At 67.5% G+C, this 25,265-nt stretch carries 22 protein-coding genes; 10 read left to right on the forward strand and 12 right to left on the reverse strand.

Annotated features, from left to right (window positions below):
- The first annotated feature begins 52 nt into the window (after window positions 1-52).
- Window positions 53-1,372, forward strand: a complete 1,320-nt coding sequence (gene aroA, locus NA3_RS23750) for a 3-phosphoshikimate 1-carboxyvinyltransferase (RefSeq protein ID WP_062965871.1) — start codon at window positions 53-55, stop codon at window positions 1,370-1,372.
- A complete protein-coding gene (gene rsgA, locus NA3_RS23755) occupies window positions 1,369-2,370 on the forward strand; it encodes a ribosome small subunit-dependent GTPase A (RefSeq protein WP_062965872.1) in 1,002 nt (333 codons plus the stop codon). The genes aroA and rsgA overlap by 4 nt, the downstream gene beginning before the upstream one ends.
- Before the next feature lie 5 nt (window positions 2,371-2,375).
- On the opposite strand, the gene NA3_RS23760 is transcribed toward rsgA, so the two are convergent.
- Window positions 2,376-3,062 carry a winged helix-turn-helix transcriptional regulator gene (locus NA3_RS23760; protein ID WP_062965873.1) on the reverse strand — a complete coding sequence of 229 codons (687 nt, stop codon included), beginning with the start codon at window positions 3,060-3,062 and terminating at the stop codon, window positions 2,376-2,378.
- Window positions 3,063-3,143: 81 nt separating this feature from the next.
- Between NA3_RS23760 and NA3_RS23765 the strand changes: the two genes are divergently transcribed.
- On the forward strand, window positions 3,144-3,974 hold the full coding sequence (locus NA3_RS23765; RefSeq protein WP_062965874.1) for a class I SAM-dependent methyltransferase: 831 nt from the start codon (window positions 3,144-3,146) through the stop codon (window positions 3,972-3,974).
- A 14-nt stretch (window positions 3,975-3,988) separates the two neighbouring features.
- On the opposite strand, the gene NA3_RS23770 is transcribed toward NA3_RS23765, so the two are convergent.
- Window positions 3,989-4,504, reverse strand: coding sequence for a DUF4254 domain-containing protein (locus tag NA3_RS23770; protein WP_167355037.1), 516 nt, complete (start codon window positions 4,502-4,504; stop codon window positions 3,989-3,991).
- 251 nt (window positions 4,505-4,755) lie between these two features.
- The gene (locus NA3_RS23775) at window positions 4,756-5,700 is read right to left on the reverse strand and encodes an NADP-dependent oxidoreductase (RefSeq protein WP_062965876.1); all 945 of its coding nucleotides are present in this window, start codon (window positions 5,698-5,700) and stop codon (window positions 4,756-4,758) included.
- 77 nt (window positions 5,701-5,777) lie between these two features.
- On the opposite strand from NA3_RS23775, the gene NA3_RS23780 reads away from it, so the two are divergent.
- Window positions 5,778-6,209 (forward strand): winged helix-turn-helix transcriptional regulator, encoded by a 432-nt coding sequence (locus NA3_RS23780; RefSeq protein ID WP_062965877.1) that lies wholly within the window; start codon window positions 5,778-5,780, stop codon window positions 6,207-6,209.
- Between the two features lie 30 nt (window positions 6,210-6,239).
- On the opposite strand, the gene secA is transcribed toward NA3_RS23780, so the two are convergent.
- Both secA and NA3_RS23790 read right to left on the reverse strand, forming a co-directional pair.
- Window positions 6,240-9,077, reverse strand: coding sequence for a preprotein translocase subunit SecA (secA, locus tag NA3_RS23785; RefSeq protein WP_062965878.1), 2,838 nt, complete (start codon window positions 9,075-9,077; stop codon window positions 6,240-6,242).
- Between the two features lie 252 nt (window positions 9,078-9,329).
- Window positions 9,330-9,752 carry an Rv3235 family protein gene (locus tag NA3_RS23790; protein ID WP_062965879.1) on the reverse strand — a complete coding sequence of 141 codons (423 nt, stop codon included), beginning with the start codon at window positions 9,750-9,752 and terminating at the stop codon, window positions 9,330-9,332.
- Between the two features lie 309 nt (window positions 9,753-10,061).
- On the opposite strand from NA3_RS23790, the gene NA3_RS23795 reads away from it, so the two are divergent.
- From NA3_RS23795 to bluB, 6 genes are all read left to right on the forward strand, one after another.
- Window positions 10,062-11,483 carry a WS/DGAT/MGAT family O-acyltransferase gene (locus tag NA3_RS23795; protein WP_062965880.1) on the forward strand — a complete coding sequence of 474 codons (1,422 nt, stop codon included), beginning with the start codon at window positions 10,062-10,064 and terminating at the stop codon, window positions 11,481-11,483.
- Window positions 11,484-11,523: 40 nt separating this feature from the next.
- Window positions 11,524-12,072, forward strand: a complete 549-nt coding sequence (locus NA3_RS23800) for a DUF6912 family protein (protein WP_062965881.1) — start codon at window positions 11,524-11,526, stop codon at window positions 12,070-12,072.
- An 84-nt stretch (window positions 12,073-12,156) separates the two neighbouring features.
- Window positions 12,157-13,326: a ferredoxin reductase gene (locus tag NA3_RS23805; RefSeq protein WP_062966031.1), complete on the forward strand. Its 1,170-nt coding sequence runs from the start codon at window positions 12,157-12,159 to the stop codon at window positions 13,324-13,326.
- A 195-nt stretch (window positions 13,327-13,521) separates the two neighbouring features.
- Window positions 13,522-14,922, forward strand: coding sequence for a fatty acid desaturase family protein (locus tag NA3_RS23810; protein ID WP_062965882.1), 1,401 nt, complete (start codon window positions 13,522-13,524; stop codon window positions 14,920-14,922).
- A gap of 96 nt (window positions 14,923-15,018) precedes the next feature.
- The gene (locus tag NA3_RS23815) at window positions 15,019-16,275 is read left to right on the forward strand and encodes a fatty acid desaturase family protein (protein WP_062965883.1); all 1,257 of its coding nucleotides are present in this window, start codon (window positions 15,019-15,021) and stop codon (window positions 16,273-16,275) included.
- 88 nt (window positions 16,276-16,363) lie between these two features.
- Window positions 16,364-16,993, forward strand: coding sequence for a 5,6-dimethylbenzimidazole synthase (bluB, locus tag NA3_RS23820; protein WP_062965884.1), 630 nt, complete (start codon window positions 16,364-16,366; stop codon window positions 16,991-16,993).
- Between the two features lie 8 nt (window positions 16,994-17,001).
- Here the strand turns inward: bluB and NA3_RS23825 are convergent, their stop codons facing one another.
- The 7 genes from NA3_RS23825 to NA3_RS23855 form a co-directional block, all read right to left on the reverse strand.
- Complete coding sequence (locus NA3_RS23825; RefSeq protein ID WP_062965885.1) at window positions 17,002-18,294, reverse strand: acetyl-CoA C-acyltransferase; 1,293 nt, start codon at window positions 18,292-18,294, stop codon at window positions 17,002-17,004.
- A gap of 118 nt (window positions 18,295-18,412) precedes the next feature.
- The gene (hpf, locus tag NA3_RS23830; protein WP_227995539.1) at window positions 18,413-19,126 is read right to left on the reverse strand and encodes a ribosome hibernation-promoting factor, HPF/YfiA family; all 714 of its coding nucleotides are present in this window, start codon (window positions 19,124-19,126) and stop codon (window positions 18,413-18,415) included.
- Window positions 19,127-19,408: 282 nt separating this feature from the next.
- Entirely contained in the window at window positions 19,409-20,053 is a 645-nt protein-coding gene (locus tag NA3_RS23835) for a ComF family protein (protein WP_062965886.1), read from the reverse strand.
- Between the two features lie 45 nt (window positions 20,054-20,098).
- On the reverse strand, window positions 20,099-21,904 hold the full coding sequence (gene lpqB, locus NA3_RS23840) for an MtrAB system accessory lipoprotein LpqB (RefSeq protein WP_062965887.1): 1,806 nt from the start codon (window positions 21,902-21,904) through the stop codon (window positions 20,099-20,101).
- A complete protein-coding gene (gene mtrB / locus NA3_RS23845; protein WP_084491844.1) occupies window positions 21,901-23,775 on the reverse strand; it encodes an MtrAB system histidine kinase MtrB in 1,875 nt (624 codons plus the stop codon). The genes lpqB and mtrB overlap by 4 nt, the downstream gene beginning before the upstream one ends.
- Window positions 23,776-23,819: 44 nt before the next feature.
- On the reverse strand, window positions 23,820-24,497 hold the full coding sequence (gene mtrA / locus NA3_RS23850; protein WP_030515021.1) for an MtrAB system response regulator MtrA: 678 nt from the start codon (window positions 24,495-24,497) through the stop codon (window positions 23,820-23,822).
- Window positions 24,498-24,576: 79 nt separating this feature from the next.
- Entirely contained in the window at window positions 24,577-25,224 is a 648-nt protein-coding gene (locus NA3_RS23855) for a dTMP kinase (protein WP_062966033.1), read from the reverse strand.
- Window positions 25,225-25,265: the final 41 nt, after the last annotated feature.

Here is a 25,265-nt window from a genome sequence, read left to right on the forward strand (position 1 = left end):
GCATACGTCGGAGATCACAAATCCGCGCTCCCTGCACACGGGTTCAGCTCTCATGCGCGAAGATGGTCCGGTGAGTTTCTGGCCCGCGCCCCACATCGACCATGCCGTGCACGCGACCGTCACCCTGCCCGGGTCCAAATCGATCACCAACCGGGCATTGATTCTGGCCGCGCTCGCCGACCGCCCCTCGACGATCACCGGCGCCCTGCGCAGCCGGGACACCGAGCTGATGATCGCGGGCTTGCGCGCGATGGGCGCCGAAATCACCGGTGACGGCGACACCCTCGCCGTCACCCCGCCGGCGCACCTGCACAACGCCACCGTCGATTGCGGACTGGCCGGCACCGTGATGCGGTTCCTGCCGCCGGTAGCCGCGCTGGCGCACGGCGACGTCGCGTTCTTCGGCGACGAACAGGCGCAGCTGCGTCCCCTGCACACGATCCTCGACGCGCTGCGCAGCCTCGGCGTGGACATCGACGGCAACACTCTGCCGTTCGTCGTGCACGGCGCCGGGACGCTGCGGGGCGGGCGGGTCACCATCGACGCCTCCGGTTCCTCGCAGTTCGTCTCCGGGCTGCTGTTGTCGGCGGCGCGCTTCGAGACCGGGATCACCGTGCATCACGAGGGCGCACCGCTGCCGTCCATGCCGCATATCGAGATGACGGTGCAGATGCTGCGGCAGGCCGGGGTGCGGGTGGAGGCGCCGGCCGATCCGCGCAAGGAACAGGTCTGGACGGTCGACCCCGGGCCGATCCACGCCGTCGACTGGGATGTGGAACCGGATCTGTCCAACGCCACGCCCTTCCTGGCCGCGGCGGCGGTCACCGGCGGTGAGGTGACCATTCCGCACTGGCCGCAGCTGACCACCCAGGCCGGTGACGTGATCCGCGAAATTCTCGTCCGGATGGGCGCGGAAGCGCGGCGCTACGACGGCAAACTCACCGTGCGCGGCCCGCAGTCCCTCGCCGGCATCGATATCGACCTGCACGATGTGGGCGAGCTGACGCCGACCGTGGCCGCACTGGCCGCACTGGCCGATTCCCCGTCGCGGCTGCGCGGGATCGCCCATCTGCGCGGGCACGAAACCGACCGGCTGGCCGCGCTGACCACCGAGATCAACCGCCTCGGCGGCAACGTCACCGAGACCGAGGACGGGCTGAGCATCGAGCCCACCCCGCTGACGGGTGGACAGTGGCACTCCTACGCCGATCACCGAATGGCCACGGCGGGAGCGATTCTCGGCCTGCGCGTGCCCGGCGTCAGCATCGAGGACATCGGCACCACCGCCAAGACCCTGCCCGAATTCGTCACCCTGTGGGAGTTGATGCTGGCGGGCGCCGGCGCCTTATCGGGTGAGGGAGCGGCCCACTGAGGCGCCGGGAGTACGACGAATCCGATGTCCGGGTGCGCCCGGGCAGGGGTTCGCGTCCCCGCACGAAGACTCGCCCGGAACATCGAGATGCGGTGTCGGCCATGGTGGTTTCGGTGGATCGGGGACGCTGGGGGTGTGTGATCGGCGACGATCCGGATCGCCGCGTGGTCGCGATGCGGGCGCGGGAACTGGGCCGCACGCCGATCGTGGTCGGCGATCAGGTGGATGTGGTCGGCGACCTGTCCGGACGGCCCGACACCCTGGCGCGGATCGTGCGCGTCGCCGATCGCCGAACGGTGTTGCGCCGCACCGCCGATGACACCGATCCCTTCGAACGCATCGTGGTGTCGAACGCCGAACAGCTGTTCATCGTCGTGGCGCTCGCCGATCCGCCGCCTCGCACCGGCTTCGTCGAACGCGCCATGGTGGCCGCGTATGCCGGTGGGCTGCAACCGATTCTGTGCCTGACCAAACACGACCTGGCCGCCGATTCCGAATTCGCCGCCGAATTTGCCGATCTCGACCTCACCATCGTCTACGGCGGCCGCGACGATCCACTCGAGCCCGTCCGCGACCTCCTCCGGAATTCGCTGACCTGCCTGCTCGGCCACTCCGGCGTCGGCAAGTCGACGCTGGTGAATCGCCTTGTCCCCGAAGCGGAACGCGCCGTGGGCACGGTCTCCGGCGTCGGCAAGGGCCGGCACACCTCCACCCAATCGGTGGCCCTGCCGCTGGAAGGCGGCGGCTGGGTCATCGACACCCCGGGCATCCGTTCCTTCGGCCTCGCCCACATCTCCCCCGACGACGTGATCGCTGCTTTTCCCGACCTGTCCGATGCCATCGAGGACTGCCCCCGCGGCTGCACCCACCTGGGCCCACCCGCGGACCCGGAATGCGCGCTCGACGAACTACCGGGCAAGGAGCGGCGGGTGGCGGCGATCCGGCTGTTGCTGACAGCGCTGAATTCCAACGATCCGTGGGCGGTCGGGAACGGCTGAGGTGATCACTCGGCGTGTTCCGGTCGCGGAGTCGCCGCCAGGCCTGCCTGCCCGATCCACTGCGGTACCTGCCGCCGAATCGAGGCCGGGCCCACGATCTCGGTGGTTTCGTCCCGGAGCGCCGCTGCCCAGCTCCGGTCGCCACGCCAGATCTCGGTGAGCTGCCGCAGCGTGCTGCGCACGGTCGCCGCGACCTCGAAACCGGGGTCGTAGTCGCAGATCGCCGCCGTACCGCGCTCGACCATCAGCCACCAGTGCGCCTCCTTGCCGGGGACATCGGTGAACTCGACCGCCAGGACCGTGCGCTCATCCGGCCACGCCCGGACCGGCATCGTGCGACGGATATCCCACAGCAACAGGTGCGGGTCCAGATCCCGGTCGCCGAGATCGCCGATCCAGCGCACCCCCCACGTCCCGAGCGCTTGGACGACGGCCGACAGCTCGCGTCCGGCGTCGGTCAGGATGTAGGCGGCGCGCCCGTCCGCACCGATCTCGCGACGCAGTACCCCCGACCGCTCCAGCGAACGCAGACGCCGCGACAGCAGGGCGGGCGACATCTTCGGGTTGCCCCGCCGCAACTCGTTGAAATGCGTACTGCCCAAGAGTAATTCGCGAACGACCAGCAGCGTCCACCGCTCGTCGAGGACGTCCATTGCCTTGGCGATCGGGCAGAACTCCCCGTAGCCGGACACACAACCAGTACACCACTCGGCGCGCGCCGGGTACAGATGTTGAACTGGCCGGCGCCACCCCGGCCGCCGGATGCTTGCGATATGACAGCTATCCACCACACCCAGCAATCACCCGACGAGATCACCGAACGCACACACGCACTCTGGGCCCTCGGCGACTATCCGCGCGTCGCGGACACCGTGATACCCGGCCTTGGCCGGCGACTGGTCCGGGCCTGCGATATTCGTCCCGGCCGGCGAGTGCTCGATATCGCCGCCGGAGCGGGGAATGCGGCCATTCCGGCGGCCGAAGCCGGCGCGGACGTCATTGCCAGTGACCTGACGCCGGAAATGTTCGCGGCCGGCCGGGCCGCAGCGGCCGCCCGCGGTGTCCATCTCACGTGGGAGGCCGCGGACGCTCAGGCACTGCCCTACGACGACGGTCGATTCGATGTCGCCCTGTCCTGCGTGGGCATCATGTTCGCCCCGTCGCATCGGGCGGCCGCCGACGAACTGCTTCGGGTGACCGCGCCGGATGCGACGATCGGCCTGATCAACTGGACACCGGAGGGATTCATCGGCGAGATGTTCTCGATCGTGAAGCGGTTCGCGCCGCCACCGCCGTCCGGGGCGCAATCGCCGCTGCTCTGGGGCACCCCTGACCACCTGCGGGACCTGTTCGGCGACCGCGTCACCGATCTGCGGACGCAGCGCGAATTCGCGACGGTGGAGTGTTTCGCCGACGGCGACCGGTTCCGCGACTTCTTCAAGGCGAACTACGGTCCCACGGTCGCCGTGTACAAGGCTCTCGCCGGCGACCCGGACCGCATCGCCGACCTGGACCGCGCCCTCGCCGACCTGGCCGCTCGCCACGATCTCGGCGGCGGGCGGATGCGCTGGGAGTACCTCCTGGTCACCGCCCGGCGGGCGTGAGAAACCGGGCGCGTTTACGCCGATGTCGGCAGCCGGCGCTCGCCGTGCGTGATCGCCGCGATCAGATCGTCGTAGCCGTTGACCAGTTCGGCCACCCGGAACCACGCGGCGTGCAAGGCCAGATCGTCGGTGGTGGTCTCCAGCAGGTGCGCGGCGCGGGCGTAGGCCGCCATGAGCCGATCGATCACGCAGCCGACGGTTTCGGTATGGATCGCCGTGCCGTGCCGATGCTGCGGGACGTGCGCTTCGATCCATCGGTCGATCGCGCGCACGGTCTCGCGGCGCGACGCCTCGGCCGCACGGCGATAGTCGGCATCGCGCGATTGGGCGGTGCCGGTGTGCAGTTCCGCGAGGTGCCGCGCGAGCGGGTCCAAGTGATGCGCGGCGGGGCGCGAATCACGCACCATGCGCAGCAGCATTTCAGCGGTGGGGAGGCCGCCGACAGCGTCGGCGCCGCTGCGATCGAGCACCAGCAGCGGCGACACCGTGGCGACCCCGGCGCCTTCGGAGCCTGAGACCTCACCGGTCATGGCGAGCACCGCCTCTGCGCGCGGCTGCTGGTACCGCACCCGAGGGCGCCATCGCGGCCGTCTCGGTGACGCGGTGCGGCGAGAATTGCGACTTCGAGCACATCGGCAGCTCCTGGTCGGTCGTGTCGGCATTCGACGAAGCCGACCGTATGCCCCGGATTAGCCGTTCGTCTGCCTGCTCGTTCCCGCTGTTGAGAAGTCACAGCCCTGATCGCCGCGGCGTGCCGACGGAACACATAACCGGCGGTTGACTACGGGATCAGCACCAGCCGCCCGCGCACTCCACCGGCGGACAACCGCTCGTGCGCCTCGGCCGCGCGCTCGAGCGGAAGGACGTCGGCGACCCGCAAGGTCAGGCCGAGGGTCGCGAGTCCGGCGAGCGCGGCGCCGTCGGCTCTGATCCACTCCTGATGAATTGTCATGCCGCGCAAGGGAAGAGGGGACGGTCCACCGGCCACCCCGGCATACGCGCCACCATTGCGGACCGCGGCCGCCGCGCGCACTCCCAGGCCGGCGCCGTCCAGTGCGCCGTCGACACCTCCCGGAACCAGCGCACGGATCTCCCCGGCGAGGTCGGCGCTCGCTCGCGGCACGGTCCATTCGGCGCCGAGTCCGCGAACGAACGCCACATCCGCGTCGGCGACCTGCGCGACCACCCGCAGGCCGGCACGCACCCCCAGCTCGACCGCGAAGCCGCCGACCGCTCCGGCAGCGCCCGTGACCAGCAGCGTGTCACCGCGGCGAAGGTCGAGCAGCGCGAGCGCCTGCTGCGCGGTCAGTGCGTTCAGCGGCAGCGTGGCCGCCTCCGGCGCATCGACACCCGGTGGCGCCGGCGCGACCGCGTCGGCATCGAGCACCAGATATTCGGCGTACGCCCCCAGCGACCGGTCGAGGAGATCACGTAACCCGATAACGCGTTGTCCCACCGCGAATGCCGTCACGTCCGGCCCGACACGGTCGACAACTCCCGCGACATCCCAGCCGATGCCGATGATCTCGCGCGGCGCCATCAGACCCGCATCGATCAAGGCGCCGCTGCGGGTCGCGATATCCACCGGGTTGACCGCCGCCGCCTCCACCCGGATCCGCACCTGACGCGGTCCGGGTTCGGGCGTCGGCACCCGCACCACCTCGAGCGCCTCCGGACCACCGACCCGGCGAACGACCACGGCCCGCATGCTGTTTCGAGAACTCATGCAACACAACGTATGGAGAGCTACTCTCCATAAGGAAGTACGCACTGCAAGGTGCGTATCCCACCCCGAGGAGACCCGTGGCCACCCGAACCGCCGCCCAGCGCCGGGCTCAGGCCGGCGCCGAATACGACGCCTACCTGGCACAATGCCCAGCCCGGCAATTACTCGACCGCATCGCCGACAAGTGGGTGAGCCTGGCCGTCAACGCCCTCGCCGACGGGCCCCAGCGCTACAGCGACCTGCAACGCCGCTTGGCCAGCGTCAGCCAGAAGATGCTCACCCAAACCCTGCGCAACCTCGAACGCGACGGCCTGATCTCCCGCACCGTCACCCCCACGGTCCCGGTCCGCGTCGACTACGAACTGACCCCCCTCGGCCACTCGCTATTACCGGTGATGCGCGCCGTCAAAGACTGGGCCGAGCAGAACATGGACCAGGTCCACGCCGCCCGCGAACGCTACGAGAAGCAAGCGGGAACCGCACAGCACGACAGCGGCCGGCCCACCTGATCGGTGAGCCGGCCGCCTCGTTCGCCGAAATTACCGGCGGCGCTTGGACTTCGGAGGCTTGGACTGCTTGGTCCGGTCACGCTCGGCTTCGCGGCGCTCGCGGCGGGTCATGCCGGTCGAGGGGGTGTCGCCGTATTCCTGAGCGGCACTGCGGACTTCGGCGTGGCCGCCCTCGTCCGGACCGGAGAAGCTCAGACCGCGCGGACCGGATTCGTCGATTCCCTTGGCGCGCAAGGCCGCCGGGGCGTTCTCGGCGGCGCCGTTGCCCTGCGGTACCGCCGGGGCGGGGTGCGTGGCGCCCACCGGGGAACGCAGGCCGGCGCCGACCGCGGGCTGCGGTTCGGGAGCCTGCTGGACCTCCACCTGGAGGTTGAACAGGAAGCCGACCGACTCCTCCTTCAGGCCCTCGAGCATGGCGGCGAACATGTCGAAACCCTCGCGCTGGTATTCGACCAGCGGATCGCGCTGCGCCATCGCCCGCAGGCCGATGCCCTCCTTGAGATAGTCCATCTCGTAGAGGTGTTCGCGCCACTTGCGGTCCAGAACCGACAGCAGCACCTGGCGCTCGAGATTGCGCATACTGCCTGGGCCGGCCAGGTCGTCGATTTCCTTCTCACGCCGCGCGTAGGCGTCGTGGGCGTCCTCGAGAATGGCGTCGAGCAGTTCCTCGCGGCTCAGCTCACCGATCTCACCGTCTTCGGTCTCACCGGTCAGATCCTGGTACTCGATGCCCACCGGGTACAGCGTCTTCAGCGCCGTCCACAGCTTGGCCAGATCCCAGTCCTCGACGTAGCCCTCGGCGGTGGCGCCGTTGACGTAGGCGGTGATCACGTCGGTGATCATCGACTGAACCTGGCCCTCCATATCCTCGCCGGCCAGGATGCGCTGGCGCTCGGCGTAGATGACGGTGCGCTGCTGGTTCATCACCTCGTCGTACTTCAGAACGTTCTTGCGGATTTCGAAGTTCTGCTGTTCGACCTGGGTCTGGGCGCTCTTGATCGCGCGCGAGACCATCTTGGCCTCGATCGGCACGTCGTCGGGCAGGTTGAGCCGGGTCATGATCGACTCCAGGGCCGCACCGTTGAAGCGCCGCATCAACTCGTCGCCGAGCGAGAGGTAGAAGCGCGATTCACCCGGATCGCCCTGGCGGCCGGCACGACCACGCAACTGGTTGTCGATACGCCGCGACTCGTGCCGCTCGGTGCCCAGCACGTAGAGACCGCCGGCCTCGCGCACCAGATCGGCGTCGTCTTCGACCTGCCGCTTGACCTGCTCCAGCGCGGGCAGCCAGTTGGCCTCGTACTCGTCCGGCGTCTCCACCGGATCCAGGCCCTGCCGGCGCAGCAGCGTATCGGTGATGATGTCGGGGTTACCGCCGAGCACGATGTCGGTACCACGACCCGCCATATTCGTCGCCACGGTGACCGCGCCCGGGCGGCCGGCCTCGGCGATGATCTGTGCTTCCTGTTCGTGGAACTTCGCGTTCAGCACGTTGTGCGGAATTCCGCGCTTGGTGAGCAGCTTCGACAGGTACTCCGAGCGCTCCACGGAGGTGGTACCGATCAGCACCGGCTGGTTCTTCTCGTGCCGCTCGGCGATGTCGTCGGCGACCGCGGCGAATTTCGATTCCTCGGTCTTGTAGATCAGGTCCGCCTGATCCATGCGGATCATCGGCTTGTTGGTGGGGATCGGCACCACACCGAGGCCGTAGGTCTGGTGGAGCTCGGCCGCCTCGGTTTCGGCGGTACCGGTCATACCGGACAATTTGTCGTACAGGCGGAAATAGTTCTGCAGCGTGATGGTGGCCAGCGTCTGATTCTCCGGCTGGATCTCCACGCCCTCTTTGGCCTCGATGGCCTGGTGCATGCCCTCGTTGTAGCGACGGCCGACCAGAATGCGGCCGGTGAATTCGTCGACGATGATGACCTCGCCGTTGCGGACGATGTAATCCTTGTCGCGAACGTAGAGTTCCTTGGCCTTGATCGCGTTGTTCAGATAGCTGACCAGCGGCGAGTTGGCGGCCTCGTAGAGATTGTCGATACCGAGCTGATCCTCGACGAATTCGACACCGGCCTCGTGCACGCCGATGGTGCGCTTCTTGATGTCGACCTCGTAGTGCACATCCTTCTTCAGAAGCGGTGCAATACGGGCGAATTCGGCATACCACTTACTCGACGCGTCGGCCGGACCGGAAATGATCAGCGGGGTCCGGGCCTCATCGATCAGAATCGAGTCGACCTCGTCGACCACGGCGAAGTTGTGCCCGCGCTGGACCAGGTCTTCCAGCGAATGGGTCATGTTGTCGCGCAGATAATCGAAGCCGAATTCGTTGTTCGTGCCGTAGGTGATGTCGGCGTTGTAGGCCGCACGCCGCTCGGCGGGGCTCATCCCGGACAGGATCGAGCCGACCTGCAGGCCGAGGAAGCGGTGCACGCGGCCCATCCACTCGGAGTCACGACGGGCCAGGTAGTCGTTGGTGGTGACGATGTGCACACCGTCGCCGCTGATCGCATTGAGGTAGGCGGGCAGCACCGACGTGAGCGTCTTACCTTCACCGGTTTTCATCTCGGCGACATTGCCGATGTGCAGGGCCGCGCCACCCATCACCTGCACCTTGTAATGCTTCTGATTCAGCACGCGCCAGGAGGCCTCGCGCGCGGTGGCGAAAGCCTCGAGCAGCAACTCGTCCAGGGATTCGCCGTCGGTGTAGCGCTGTTTGAATTCGTCGGTTTTGGCACGCAGTTCCGCGTCGGTGAGATCGGCGTACTCGTCGTCCAGGCTGAGAACTTCGTCGGCCAGATGCGCGAGCCGCTTGACGGTGCGACCCTCACCAAAACGTAGCAACCTCGTCAGTGTCAGCGCAGGCACGGGTCTCGTCAGTCCTCTGGTCGATGTTGTCGTCTTGCAGTGCTACATCTTCGGCACACCGCACTACTCGCGGCATACCGAAGCCCCCGCCACATCGTATGGGCGAAATTCCCGGCGCGCGGATAAGCGGCATCGTCCATGGTAATGCGGCCTCCATCGTAGGCGCCGCCGCGTCGGAACATCCACGGACAGCGGCGGCCCATCGGCGCCCGACAGTGATCGATCACACCTCGGCACCACACGCGCCCGCGATCACCGCATGCGCAGAGCACTCACCCGCCAGCGCCCGCGGCGCAGCACCAACCGCGCGGCGACGGCGAAACGGCGCTGCCCCCGCTCGTATCCGCCGCACACCTCCGCGGCGCTCGCGGTGACCTCGGCGAGCCGCACGGTGACGAGCACCGCCGTACCGAGGCGGCGCTCCGCGGCGGCGGTGCGGGCGAGCGTTTCGACGGCGGCCAGCACGGTCGGCTCCACCACCGGACGCAGCTGCCCGAGCGGACGCCGCCCGTCGATGACCTCGAGGACCAGCCGTAGCGAACGCTCCGCGAAATGCGCTGCCGCCGAACCATTTTCGTTTCCGCCGCACAGCCCGGACGGCACCGGCGCACCGGCGCCGGAGCCCGGCGACCGGCCGTCGTGCGCGGACCGGCGCGGCGTCCGCAGGCGCGGCACACTGTGTCCGGCCGTCCCCCGATCGAGCGGCGTTACCGCATTCGGATCACCGGAACTCCTCGGATCCAACGGCGGTTCGAATACCGGCGCGCGGCAAGCGCGGCGGGTGTATACCGGGCTTGCAGAAGACTCGAGCATTCGACACTCCCCCTGGTCGGCATGCTTGGGCACGGATCGAACCAGCATGCCATGCCCGGCGTCGACGACGGCGGAATTCCGACGCCGACGCGACAAGTCCCACACAGTCACGCGCAGAAGGTTTGTGTCACTCCACAATGGAGAGCGGCAACGGAGAGGAGTTCGGACAGCGTGATCACGAGATTGACGCCGCAGGACGCGTCGTTCTTCCGGCTCGAGTCGAGCACCAATCCCATGCACATCGGCTCTCTCGCGATCGTGCGCGCGACGCCCGAGGATCCCGGCGACGGTTCGGCGTGCGTGGACTACCAGACGCTGCTGGACGTGGTCGACAGCCGGCTGTCGATGGTGCCGCGGTACCGCCGCAAGGTCCGCGAGGTCCCGTTCAAGGTGGGGCGCCCGGTCTGGGTCGAGGACAGCCGCTTCGACCTCACTTATCACGTACGGCGATCGGCGCTGCCGGCCCCGGGCTCCGACGAGCAGCTCTACGAGCTGGTCGGGCGGCTGACGTCGCGACCGCTCGACCAGAGCCGGCCGCTGTGGGAGATGTATCTGATCGAGGGCCTGTCCGAGGACCGCTGCGCGATCTTCACCAAAACCCATTCGGCGCTGGTGGACGGCGACGCCGCGCTCGAGATCGGGCACGTGATTCTGGATTCGGGGCCCTCGCCGAGGGTGGTCGCCACCGACACCTGGGTGGCGCACCGCGAACCCGGTGACGTGGAACTGCTGGGCATGTCGCTGGCCGAAATGGCGACCCAGCCCGCGGCGGCATGGGAAGTCGTGCGCGATGCCGGCGCCAACGCGTCGGCGGTGGTGGCGGCCGCGGGCAAGGCCGTCGACGCCGCGGTCAGCCGGGTGCGCGCGGCCGGGCGGACGGCGCCCGACAGCCCCTTCAACACCTCGATCTCCCGGTGCCGCCGGTTCGATATCGCACGGACCGACCTCGAGGACTATCGCCGCATTCGACGACACTTCGGCTGCTCCATCAACGATGCCATCCTGGCCGTGGTGACCGGCGCGCTGCGGATATTCCTGCAATCACGCGGGGAGGTCCTGGTCGAATCTGCGGTGCTGCGAGCGGTGGTGCCGATGTCGGTCTACGTCGACGGGCCGGCCGAGGACACGGTGCACCCGGCCAGCGAGGTCTCCTCGTTTCTGATCGATCTCCCGGTGGGAGAGCAGAATCCGGTGATGCGGCTGTCGCACATCTCGCATGCCACGGCCGAGAATTCCCGGAACGGACGCGGTGTGCGGGCACGCACCCTGGTTCACATGGCCGGCTTCGCCCCGGCGAGCCTGCACGCGATGAGTGTGCGGGCGGCGAGTACGTTCGCAGAACACACATTCAACCTGGTGATCACCAACGCCCCGGGTCCGCAGCGGCCGATGTACATCGGCGGTGCGCGGATGCTGGAGATGTATCCGGTATCGCCGTTGCTGCGCAATCAGGCATCGAGCATCGGAATCACGTCCTACGACGGACGTGTGTTCTACGGTTTCAATGCCGACCGCGAAGCGATGGCCGATATCGCCGTACTGGCGTCGGCGGTGCGCGAATCCATGGAGGAGATGCTCGGTGCCTGCGTCTGATCAGGGCAAGTTACGCGTCTATGTCCCAGCCACCATCGCCATGCTCCGAGAGTTGGTGGCGCAGCGCGAAATTCGCGCGGTGAACGACACCGCCTTCGCGGTCACCCCCGCGTTGCGCGAGGCCTACGCCTCCGGCGACGACGAGGAACTGGCCGAGGTGGCGATGGGTGAAGCGGCACGCGCATCGCTGCGACTGCTCGCCGAGGAACGCGAATCCGCCCTGCTGCACGCCGAAGACGGCGATGCCGAACAGGCCGGGACCGATCCGGACGCCGACGACGAGGGGGCGTCGTACTCGGCACCCGTGTACCGCCGTGCCGTGATCGCCGCCGATGTGACGGGCACGACCCTGCGCCCGGACCTCGACGACGCGGTGGTCCGGCTGTCCGGTCCGATCACCTACAAGCGCATCGCCTCGGTGCACGTCGACCTGGCCGAGGCCGAACCTCAGGTCGCGAAGGCCGTCGACGTCGTAGACGCGGCCGATCTGGGTGATCCGGACGCGGAATTCGTGCTGGGCGACGCGGAGGATCACCAGTTGGCTTGGTACGCGGCACAGGAGTTGCCGTTCCTGCTCGACCTCCTCTGATCCGCCCGCTAACCTACGATGCCGTAACCTTGGCTCGAAGGGTGCGCCGCAGGCGCGTGATCACAGGAAATGAGCATTCGCACGATGGTGTCGAAATCGGTACAAGGCCTGCGGGCATGGCTCGAGGCCCCGGTCGCGGACGCGAAGATGGCCGGACGGACGCGCCTGGACGCGCTGCGCGGCGCGGCCGCCCGCATCACCACCCCGCTGCTGCCCGACGATTACCTGCATCTGGTGAATCCGCTGTGGTCGGCACGGGAACTTCGCGGGCGGATCGTCGAGGTCCGCAAGGAAACCGCTGATTCGGTGACCCTGGTGATCAAGCCGGGCTGGGGTTTCGATTTCACCTTCACCCCCGGCCAGTACATCGGCATCGGTGTCCTGGTCGACGGGCGCTGGCACTGGCGGTCGTATTCGCTGACCTGCCCGCCGGACTGGACCCATCCGGACAGCCGCGCCGACCGCGTGATCTCGATCGCGGTGAAGGCGATGCCGGAGGGCTTCCTGTCCAGCCACCTGGTCAACGGCGTGCCCCAGGGCACGGTGGTGCGCCTGGCCGCGCCGCAGGGCGGGTTCGTCCTGCCGGAACCGCCGCCGGCGAAGGTGTTGTTCATCACCGCGGGCAGCGGCATCACTCCGGTGATGGCCATGCTGCGGACCATGGACCGCCGTGCCGCCGACCGCACCGACGGCGACGCGATGGACGACATCGTGCACATCCATTCCGCTCGGACCGCCGACGACGTCATGTTCGGCGCGGAGCTGCGGGCGCTGCACGACAAGCATCCCGGCTTCACCGCCCACATCCATCTCACCGGTGAACAGGGCAAATTCGATCTGGCCGATCTCGACAGCCGGTTCCCCGACTGGCGCGAGCGCGAGACCTGGGCCTGCGGTCCGGCCGGTCTGCTCAACGATGTCGAAAAGCACTGGGCCGCCGCGGGTATCAGCGACAAGCTGCACGTCGAGCGGTTCGAGGTGGAACGTTCGGCGGTCGGCGAGGGCGGCACGGTCACCTTCGCCCGCACCGATCGCAGCACCGAGGTCGACGGCGCCACCAGCCTGCTCGAGGCCGGTGAGGCCGCGGGCGTGCAGATGCCGTTCGGCTGCCGGATGGGTATCTGCCAGACCTGCGTGGTCACCCTGGCCGACGGACATGTGCGCGATCTGCGCAACGGCGCCGAGCATCAGGCCGGGGAGAAGGTGCAGACCTGCATCTCGGCCGCGGCCGGTGACTGCACCCTGGACGTGTGAGTCGCGTTCCGGTGGTGTTCACCAGCTCGCCCCGCAGCGGTGCGAGCGATCACCACCGGTAACCGATACCCTGAAGAGGACAAGACCGAGACCTCCCACCGAAGCGCAGCGGAGGCAATCCGATCCCGGCCGCCGACGCGATGCAGAGGCATTCATTTCGAAACCGCCGGAGCGAAGCGGAGGCATTGCAGGACCGTGGCCATCACCGACATCAAGGCGTATTCGCATCTGACGGCTGCCGATATCGACACACTGGGGCAGGAACTCGACACCATCCGCCGCACGGTGGAGCAATCGCTGGGTGAGCGCGACGCCGCGTACATCCGGCGCACCATCCGCGCCCAGCGCACGCTCGAGGCCGCGGGCCGGGCCGCGCTGTTCGCCGGCCGCAACAAATGGGCCTGGGTCGCCGGCACCGCCATGTTGTCGGTGGCCAAGATCATCGAGAACATGGAGCTCGGGCACAACATCAGCCACGGGCAATGGGACTGGATGAACGACCCGGAGATCCACTCCACCAGCTGGGAGTGGGATATGACCGGCACCTCCGGGCAGTGGAAACGGGCCCACAACTTCTCGCATCACACCTACACCAACATCGTCGGCATGGACGACGACGTGGGCTTCGGCATTCTGCGCATGACCCGCGACGAAGAGTGGAAGCCGATCAATCTCGCACAGCCGGTGGCGAATCTGATCCTGGCCGCGCTCTTCGAGTGGGGTATCGCCCTGCACGATCTGAAGATCGAGAAACTGCAGACCGGAGTTCCGCGCAGCGATCTGCTGTCCGAACCCAACCGGCAGTTCCTGCGCAAGGCCGGCCGTCAGGTCGCCAAGGACTTCGTGGTCTTTCCGCTGCTGAGCGGCCCGGGCTGGAAGGCGACACTCAAGGGCAACGCGACGGCCAACCTGATCCGCAATCTGTGGGCGTACGCGGTGATCTTCTGCGGCCATTTCCCGGACGGCGCCGAGAAATTCACCGAGGAACAGTTCGCGGACGAAACCCGGGCGGAATGGTATCTGCGGCAGATGCTGGGCAGTGCCAACTTCCAGGCCGGGCCGGCGATGGCGTTCATGAGCGGCAACCTGTGCTACCAGATCGAACATCATCTCTTTCCGGACATTCCGAGCAATCGGTATCCGGAGATCGCCGAGCAGGTCCGTCAGCTCTGCGACAAATACGATCTGCCGTACACCACCGGATCGCTGGGCAGACAATATGCGCTGGCGTTCCGCACGATTCACAAACTGGCGCTGCCCGATCGTTTCCTCCGCCGTACCGCCGACGACGCCCCGGAGACGTCGTCGGAACGCAAATTCTCGCTGCTGACCCGTCCCTTGACGGCCGGTACCGAGGATCCGCTGTTCGGTGTCGACCCGCTCACCGGGCGGCGACAGGGATTGCGGTCGGCACTGGTCGAAGCGAAGGCCGCATTGCGCGAGAAGGCCCGGCAGGAAAAGGCTGCGCTGCGCGAAGCCAAGCTCGCCCTGCAGGAAAAAGCACGGGCGGAGAAGCAGATTCTCCGGCGCCGCGGGCTGCGTGGCCGGGCGACCGTTCGCGTCCGGTTGCGGCAACAACGGAAGCGACTAACCTAAGCCATATCGGGCACGATCACAATGCGGTATACGCCACATTTGTAATCTGATCCGGAGACAACCTACGGGACCGTAACCTACGGTAGTGTAACCAGTATGGCGATCTCGGATGTCAAGGAATACGCCCACCTCACTCCCGAGGATGTGGAAGCGATCGGCGCGGAGCTCGATGCGATCCGGCGCGAAATCGAGGCCTCCCGAGGCGAGAACGACGCTCGCTACATCCGTAACGTGATCCGTTTGCAGCGCGCCCTGGAAATCGGGGGTCGCGCCACACTGTTCGCCAGTTTCCTACCGCCGGCCTGGCTGGCCGGCACGGCGATGTTGTCGGCCGCCAAGATCATCGAGAACATGGAGATCGGCCACAACGTCATGCACGGCCAGTGGGACTGGATGAACGATCCGGAGATCCACTCCTCCAACTGGGAGTGGGACAACGCGGGCCCGTCGGAACACTGGAAGATCACGCACAACTACCTGCACCACAAGTACACCAACGTGCTGGGTATGGATGACGACATCGGCTACGGCCTGCTGCGCGTGACGCGCGATCAGCGGTGGACACCGTTCTATCTCGGACAGCCTGTCTACAACCTGCTGCTGCAGATGTTCTTCGAATACGGCGTGGCCATCCAGCATTTGGAGCTGGGCAAGGTCGCGAAGAAGAAGTGGCCGGCCGATTCGCCGGAACGCCGGCAATTCGAGCAGGACCGCAAGGTCGTGCTCAAGAAGGTCGGCAAGCAGGCGGCCAAGGATTATCTGATCTTCCCGTTGCTGACCGGACCGGCCTTCCTGTCCACACTGACGGCCAATATCACCGCCAATATCGTTCGCAATGTGTGGACCAACGCGGTGATCTTCTGCGGCCACTTCCCCGACGGCGCGGAGAAGTTCACCAAGGGCGATGTGGACAACGAAACGCAGGGCGAGTGGTACCTGCGCCAGATGCTGGGCAGCGCGAATATCACCGGCGGCGCGGTCATGCATTTCATGACCGGCAACCTCTCCCATCAGATCGAACACCACCTGTTCCCGGACCTGCCGAGCAACCGGCTGCGGGCCATCGCCGTGCGCGTGCGGGAATTGTGCGACAAATACGATCTGCCCTACACCAGCGGCTCGCTGCCGGTGCAGTACGCGAAATCGTGGCGCACCATCATCAAGCTCTCGGTGCCCAACAAATATCTGCGCCGCGGCACCGACGACGCTCCCGAGACCAAATCCGAGCGCGCATTCGGCGGCATCGGCACGGTCGACCCGGTGACCGGGCGCCGGCGCGGGTTGCGCACCGCGCTGAAGGAAGGCAAGCGCCGGGTGGCGGAACGCCGGCAGACGGTCGGCTCGGCCGCCTGAGCGATCACCGAACAGAGGGGGCTCTCCGGATTCGATCTCCGGAGAGCCCCTTTCGTCTGCCGGCGTCCGGGCCTGATTGACTGAACCGGTGTCAACGCAAGAATCCAGCATCTACGACGTGATCCGGCGGCGCCGCGATGTGCGTGCGGAATTCACCGGCGAACTCGTCGACGATGCGACCCTGCTCCGAATCCTCGACGCGGCCCATCGCGCACCCAGCGTCGGCAATTCGCAGCCGTGGGATTTCGTCGTCGTGCGCGACCCGGCGACCTTGGCGCGCTTCGCCGCACACGTGGCCGACAAGCGCATCGAATTCCGGGATTCGCTGCCACCGGAGCGGGCCCGTACCTTCGAGCCGATCAAGATCGAGGGCATTACCGAGAGCGGCACCGGAATCGTCGTCACCCACGACGACAGTCGCGGCGGACCACAGATCCTCGGTCGCGCGACCGTCCCCGAAACCGGTTTGTATTCCACCGTTCTCGCCATTCAGAACCTGTGGCTGGCGGCGACCGCCGAAGGGGTGGGCGTCGGCTGGGTGAGCTTCTACGACGCACCGTTCCTCACCGAACTGATCGAGCTGCCCGCCGGCATTCGTCCTGTCGCGTGGCTGTGCGTCGGTCCGGTGCACGAATTCCAGCACACGCCGGATCTGGAACGCTTCGGCTGGCGTGACCGGCGTCCACTCGACGACGCGATCCACTGGGAGCGGTACTGACCCCTGCGCTACACCCGTTCGAGAACCGCCGAAGCGCCGTGCCCTCCCGCGGCACAGATACCCAGCAGCGCGGTGCTCTTCCCGGTGAGGGCCAGCTCGTTGGCCATGGTCGTCACCATCCGGGCGCCGGTGGCGCCGAAGGGATGACCGATCGAGATCGAACCGCCGTGCACATTGAGAATGTCCGGGTCGATCTCGCCGACGGCACTGTCGCGGTCCAGCCGGGATTTGGCCCACGTGTCGCTGCCCAGGGCCGACACCACCGAGAGGGTCTGGGCGGCGAAGGCCTCGTGGACATCGACGACATCGACGTCCGACAGTGCCAGCCCGGCCTTGTCGAGCGCCCGCGGCATGGAGATGGCCGGACCGATCAGCACCTGATCGGACGGGTCGACGCTGACGAAACTCCAGGACCGGAAGGCCGCCAGCGGTTCGAAGCCCAGGGCGCGCGCCTTCTCCTCGCTCATCAGCAGCACCGCGGCCGCACCGTCGGTGAGCGGGCTGGCATTGCCCGCGGTCACCGTGCCGTCGCGCTGGAAGACCGGGGCAAGGGTCGCCAGCTTCTCGACACCGGTGTCCGCGCGCACCAGTCCGTCGCGAGTCACCGTCTTCCCGTCCGGTGTGGCGACCGCGAGCACCTCCCGGTCGAACCGGCCGGATTCGATCGCCGCCGCCGCGCGATGATGCGACCGGGCAGCGAAGGCGTCCTGCTGCTCCCGGGTGATGCCGTTGATGCGGGCCATCTTCTCCGCCGACTCCCCCATCACCTCGCCGGTGGTGCGCTCGGCGATCTTCGGCCGGCGCGGCAGCAGATCCGTGAACGGCGCCAACTGCGCCACCGCGGACAGATAATCCTTCGGCTTCGGTTTGCCCAGGGCCAGCGGCGCGGCCGCGTGCACCATCTTCTGCGGCAGCTTCACCTCGGCATTGCTGGTGGAATCGCTGCCGCCGGCGACCATGATGTCGTATTCCCCGCGTTCGATGGCGGCCGCCGCCGCGGTCACGGCCTGCAGTCCGGAGGCGCACGCACGGGTCACCGTGTAGCCCTCGCACCCGTGGTCGAGGCCGAGATCCAAGGCGATTTCCCGCGCGACGTTGGGCGCCGCACTCGGCAGGATCACCCCGCCCCACACCATGGCCTGCACCTGATCCTTGGGCAGTCCGGTCCGCTCCAGCAGCCCGCCCACAGCCAGGACACCCAGGTCGATGGTGTCCATCCGCGTGTAGTCGGTGAAGGCGCGCAGGAACGGGGTGCGAGCACCGGCGACGATGACGGCGCGACGAGAACGCTTGGTGGCCATGCCTTTACAGTAGGGCGAGCAAGATGCCGATACAAGATGTCACGGTAATCTCGCCGGTCCGGTGAACGACGAACGGCCGGGGCATCTGGGCCCCGGCCGTCCGGCTTCCGACAACTCGTTATGCCAGCCTGATCAACCCGTAGTCGAAGGCGTGACGGCGATAGACCACCGACGGCCGGTCGGTCTCGCGGTCGTGGAAGAGGAAGAAGTCGTGACCGACGAGTTCCATCTGATACAGCGCGTCGTCCACCGACATCGGCGTCGCGGAATGGACCTTGGTGCGCACGATATGCCCCGGCCCGGCGTACTCGCTCGATTCGGTGTCGGTGCGGTCGGCCGGCTCGGATCCGTCAGGGCCGGCAGGCAGGGTGTCGTCCACCAGCGCGGCTGTCGCCTCCGCCACCGATACCGGTGTCTTCTCGCCATAGTGCACCCGGCGGCGATCCTTGCTGCGCCGCAATCGGGCCTCGAGTTTGACCACCGCGGATTCCAGTGCGCCGTAGAAACTGTCGGCACAGGCTTCGGCCCGGACCACCGGGCCCTTGCCGCGCACGGTGATCTCGACACGCTGACAGTTCTTGCGCTGGCGGCGGTTTCGTTCATGGAACAGCTCGACATCGAAGAGATAGATCGACGGGTCGAAACGTTCCAGACGGGAGAGTCGGTCCGCGACGTGAATGCGGAAATGATCGGGTACCTCGACGTTACGTCCCTTGACCACGACGTCCGCATCGGGCGTCCGGGGCACATCCGAAATAGTCTGTTCGGCTCCGTTCAGTTCACCGGAACCCACCTGGGTGCCCGTACCGGTCGAGGGATCTGCTTCTTTCACTGAAGGTCGTGAAGTCGTCACGCGTACCTCCCGGATCTGGCCGCACAACCGATTCATGTGCGGCGGGTTAGCAACCGCACCGAGCCGACCGGAGAGAGGTTGCGCGGGATTCGGAAGGGCTTGCAGACTGCCACCCGTGGCCCGCCACTCATGCCGGATTGCTCGGTACGAAGTCGTCCGAGTCGCCACCTCCAAACTCTGGGTTCGGGTGTCAGATCGCTCTGTCAGCAACGCTATTACGCCGACGATCCGTCCGCCACTGTTCACGCAAATTTCTCCCACTCACGCGGCGCACGTCACCATCACGGCACGCACGTTCACCCCGGCCAGAGCCAGCACCCGCACCGATTCGGCGGCGGTCGCGCCCGTGGTGAGGACATCGTCTACCAGCACGATGTCGGCGGCCGCGAGGGTACGCAGAACCGACGTGGCACCGACGCGGCCGACGATCCGGCCTGCCAGATTGTCCCGGCGCGCCCGCGCGCTCAATCCGACGGAGTCCCGCACCTCACCACGCGCCCACAGCACGGGTGCGAGATGGCAATCGGACAGCCAACCGGTCGCGACGCGCGCGGTCCGCAGGACCGGATCGCCCCCGCGACGCCGGGCCGCGACCCGGCGGCTCGGCGCCGGAACCAGAATCACCGGGCGGCCGGGAGCACGCAGTGCGCCGATACCGCGGGCGAGGGCCCGGCCCAGCGGCGCGATCAGATCCCGGCGGCCCGATTCCTTCGCCGCCACCACAGCACGCCGCGCCGGACCCGCATATCCACTCAACGCCCAGCACGGCACCCCCGGATCGGTGCGCGGCCACACCCGCATCGGCGCCGCGCTCAGTGTCGCGGCACATTCCCCGCACCACCCGATTCCGGCCGATCCACATCCCCCGCAGTACTGCGGCAGGACCAAATCCAGCAGCGTCCGCATCGGCCCAGTCTGGCCGAGGCCACCGACAGGTAGCCGTCGCGCGGACTAGCCCGGTAACACGGGCATGGCGTTGGCGCCCAGACCCTGGACTTCCCGCCAGAAGCGTTCCGTATTGGGCTCCACCGATTGCAGCTGCATGACCGCACGGGAATCGGCGACGTACTGCTCGTCCGGGGAGGCGCTGACCACCCGCACCGGGGTGGTCAGGTTCCGGCTGGTGAACGGATTCGGCTGCGATCCGTCGATGACGACCGACTGCACCGGATCGACACTGCCCTCGCGGGCCACCATCAGGGTGTCGCCGCCGAGCCAATCCGCCGAGACCGCGGGCGTGCTGAGGCTGACGGCCACCGGTTGCGGCGAGGTGAGCGCGTATTTCCCGTCGCCCTTCGGCACCACCACGGCCACATAGACCTTGCCGCCTATGATCATCGCCGCCCGCGCGCCGGTGCGTGAGATCCGCAGTTCGGTGATGGGCAGCCGCGGCGGAACCGACCCGGAGGAACTGGCCGGCGCTACCGCGAAAAGGTCGGAGGCGTCGACGTCCTGAACCGACACGTTGCCGTTGGCCTGGTCGTGCACGGCCCGGATGACGCGGTTGCCGTCCACGACCGCCCATGCCGACCCGCCGTCGAAGGACCACGACGGCCGCGTGAAGGTGTTGCCCTGGGCCACCGGAAACGCCGTGCCGTCGATGTTGCCGATGATCAGCATCTGCGCCGGAGCCGGCGCCGCCTGGCCACTGTCGGCCACCGCGGCGACGAGTTTGCCGTCCTCGGACAAACCGACCGACTGCAAGTTGCGCGCGGCACCGAAATATCCGGGCACGGGCACGACCGAGGTGTCGGTCACCTTCATCAGCGCACCGTCGCGCACCACGTGCAGGCCGATCTTGTTGTGCGCGCGGTTGATCACGTTGTAATTGCCGACATCGGCGACCGACCAGCCGGATTCGGCGTGCCGTTCGTCCAGCGGTTTACCGTCGCCGAAGAAGAAGTACGGGCCCAGGATGTCGGCGCTCGACAGGGTCAGCACCACCTGGGCGGCGAGCAGCTCCCGGCTGTGCGGATCCAGCCCCGCCGTACCGGTGAGGTCCACCCGGACGCCGCCGAGGCCCACGCCCACACCCTCCACGTCTCCGTTGGCCTTACTGATCCCCCGGACGGTCACCGGATCGGCCAGCACATTGCGCACAGCGGGTGCGAGGGCCTGCTGCGGCCCTTGCGACAGCAGCGACAGCAGGACCTTGGTGAGCTGCTCCTTCCGGGCCGACACCCACCGCAGGTCCGGCACCATCGCGGTGCCCTCGGTATTCGCGAAGTTCACCGTGAAGCGCCGATAGGACTTGTAGAAGGCGTTGCTGTCGATGGCGACGCCCGCGGGCAGATCATCGATCCGCCACTCGCCGCCGACCTTCGTCATCTCGATCTTGCTCTCGAGCAGGTTGTCGACCGGGCTGTAGGCGCCGTCGGCTTCCAGCTGGCCGACCTTGCGGGCGCGAATCTGATAGGTCGCCGTATTGTCCGACCGCGATTCGCGCAGCGTATCCGGCTTGTCGACGATGACGGTGCTGGCCGTGTCGTCCCAGCTCTGCGCCGCTGCCGGAGTGAGGTACTGCCGTGCCGTCCGATGATGGTCGGTCGGATCGGCGGTCGCCTCCAGGAAGTCGTGCAGCAGCAGATCCGGGTCCCGCCCGACGATCGGCGGATGCGGGCCGGTCGAGGTCGGTTCGTGGTTGAGCGTTCCCAGTGCCTGCGGCGCCGACGAATCCGGCAGGTTGGCGCACCCGGCGAGGACCAGCACGCAGCTGAACAGCGCGGCGAGCAGCGTTGCCAGACGAGTGCGGTTCATGGGTTGATGTCCTCTTTGTCGGCGAGTGCGGTGTCGTCCGAGCCGTCCGTGCTCTTCCTCGCCGGCTTCGGCGATGGCCGCTCGGCCGCCGGTTCACCGTCCGGCGATTCCGGCGATTCGGAGGTGTCGTCCGCGCCCGGCGGCGTCGTCCGCGCCGACGGCTCGGCATCGGCATCCGCTTCGACGGTACCGGCAATCCCCGCGTGACCGTCGGGCCCGTCCCCCGCTGCCGGGCTCGTGGCCGGGTCCGCCGGGTCGGCGAGCGCCTCGTTCGCGGGATCGTCCGCCGCCTCCACCGACCCGGCGGGCAGGTCGGCCAGCCGCCGCTTGGGCGGTTCCAGCGACAGTGGGCTCGCTCCGAGTTTTCGCCCGCGCACCAGCGGCAGGGTGAGCCGGAAGCTCGCACCGGCCCCCGGTTCGCCCCAGGCCTCGAGCCGTCCGTCGTGCAGATTCGCGTCCTCGACGCTGATCAACAGACCCAGGCCGGTACCGCCGGAACGCCGCATCCGCGAGGGGTCCGACCGCCAGAAGCGATTGAAGACCAGCTTCTCCTCACCGGGCCGAAGTCCGACGCCCTGATCGCGCACCACCATCGCGACGGCGTTGGCGTCGACGTCACCGCGCATGCGGATCAGGACCGGTTTGCCCTCGCTGTGGTCGATGGCGTTGGCCAGCAGATTGCGCAGCACGCGTTCGACGCGGCGCGGGTCGACCTCCGCGACCAGCGGTTCCTCGGGCAGGTCCACCACCAGTTCGCAGCCGGCTTCCTTGGCCAGATGCCGGACCGTGGAGACCGCCGCCCGCGCGCACATCCGCACGTCCAGCGATTCGATCTGCAATTCGGCCACACCCGCGTCGTGACGGCTGATCTCGAGCAGGTCGTTGAGCAGGCCCTCGAATCGGTCCAGCTCGGTCACCAGCAGTTCGGCACTGCGCGCCAGCGCCGGATCGAGTTCGTCGCTGGATCCGTGGATGAGGTCGGCGGCCATGCGCACCGTGGTGAGCGGGGTCCGCAGCTCGTGGCTGACATCGGAGGTGAAGCGGCGTTGCAGGTTGCCGAATTCCTCGAGCTGAGTGATCTGATTGGACAGACTTTCGGCCATCTCGTTGAACGACATGGCGAGTCTGGCCATATCGTCCTCACCCCGGACCAGCATCCGCTCCTTGAGGCGGCCGTCGGCGAAGCGTCCGGCGATCCGGGCGGCCGAGCGGATCGGCAACACCACCTGCCGGGCCACCAGCGCGGTGATCGCGGCCAGCAACAGCAGCAGCACGATGCCGCCGATCAGCATGGTGCCGCGCATCAGGCTCAGGCTGCGCTGCTCGTTGTTGAGCGGGAAGATCAGATAGACCTCGAGGGTCGGCACTTCCGAGCTCGGGCTGCCGATGATCAGCGCCGGCCCGCGATAACCGTCCGGATCCGAGATCGTCGCGAACTGGTAGCTCACCTGGTTCTGCTGAACGAACCGGCGCAACTCGGCCGGCACCTCCGTGATGGGCCCGGCGGTCACTTCCTGCTGGCCGTCGCCCACCATCGCCAGCGCGACATTGTAGGTTCCGGCGCCGCCGGTGGACGAACTGCTGCCGGAGGACAGCGCACGCACGGCGTCCTGCAGCCGGACCGCCTGGGTGCTCGAATCGGAAACGCCCGTCAGCTGCGCCTCGACGGTATTGCGGGCGCGACTCATCTCCTCAACGGCCGCATTGACTTTCGCGTCGAGGAGGCGGTCGGTGATCTGACTGGTCAGCACCACACCGAGGATCGTGATGACGATCAGCGACAGGGTGAGCGTGGAGACGACCACGCGCAACTGCAGCGATCGCCGCCACGTGTGGCCCAGCGATTCTCCGACGGATTTGAACCAGGCCACCACAGCTGCCAGCAGCCGCTCGACGCGGCTTCTGGAGCCTGCGATCACGGCGGTCCGGCCTTGTAACCCACGCCACGAACGGTCAGCACGATCTCAGGGTTCTCGGGATCCTTCTCGACCTTGGCCCGCAGTCGCTGCACGTGCACGTTCACCAGGCGGGTGTCGGCCGCATGCCGGTAGCCCCAGACCTGCTCGAGCAGCACCTCACGGGTGAACACCTGCCGCGGTTTGCGCGCCAGTGCCACCAGCAGATCGAATTCGAGCGGCGTCAGCGATATCTGCTGACCGCTGCGGGTCACCTTGTGGGCCGGTACGTCGATGACGATGTCGGCGATCGACAGGAGTTCGGCCGGCTCGTCGTCGGTCCGGCGCAACCGCGCCCGCACCCGCGCGACCAGTTCCTTCGGCTTGAAGGGCTTGACGATGTAGTCGTCGGCACCCGATTCCAAGCCCAGGACGACGTCGACCGTGTCGGTCTTGGCCGTCAACATCACGATCGGCACACCGGAATCGGCGCGCAGCACCCGGCACACGTCGATACCGTTCATGCCCGGAAGCATGAGGTCGAGCAGCACCAGATCCGGGCGTAGCTCCCGGACCGCGGTGAGCGCCTGCGTGCCGTCGCCGACCACATGGGGGTCGAAACCCTCGCCGCGCAAGACGATCGTGAGCATCTCGGCGAGCGCCATATCGTCGTCGACGACCAGAATCTTCGGCTTCATAATTACTATGTTGTCATCTCTCCGGCTCGGAACGGGCAACCACGCCAACACTGGTTACATTACCGACGCACATGCCACCCTATCGGCCAATCATTTCCGCCAGTCGTTCGGTGAGTCGGACCGGATCGTCCTGCGGCGCATGGACCCACCACGGCCCGTGCCACCGCGATTCGGCCAACACACGATAGACCGCCGCCGTACGTTCCTGCAGCGATATATCTCGTTCGTAGGCGTCGAGCGCGCGGGCGGTGTCGAGTTCACCTCGGCGCCGGGCGCGTTCGACCGCCAGCTCGGTCGGTACGTCGAGCAGTACCTGGATATCGGGGACCGGCAGTTCGAACCGGCCGAACTCCAATTCCGCTATCCACGAACTCGTTTCGCCGTCCGCCTGCTCGCCGGCCCGCGCGGCGCTGTAGGCGGCATTGGAGGCGACATACCGATCGAGCAGCACAATATCGTTGTCTGCCAACAGTTTCGACAACTCGTCGCGGGCCTCGGCGCGATCCAGGGCGAACAGCAACGCCATCGCGCTCACGGATGCGGCCACATCGCCGTGCCGGCCGCGCAGGGCCTCGGCCGCCAGATCCGCGTGGATCGACCGGCCGTAGCGCGGGAAGGCCAGCGTCTCCACGCGCAGACCACGCTCGCGCAGACCCGCGACGACGGCGTCGATCAGCGTCCGCTTACCCGCGCCGTCGAGGCCCTCTACCGCGATGAGTGCACCCATAACGTGCAGGTTACAGCTTTTGCGTCCGCCCTGTTCCACGC

The sequence above is a fragment of the Nocardia africana NBRC 100379 genome, assembly GCF_001612635.1.
GTDB classification, from domain to species: domain Bacteria; phylum Actinomycetota; class Actinomycetes; order Mycobacteriales; family Mycobacteriaceae; genus Nocardia; species Nocardia africana.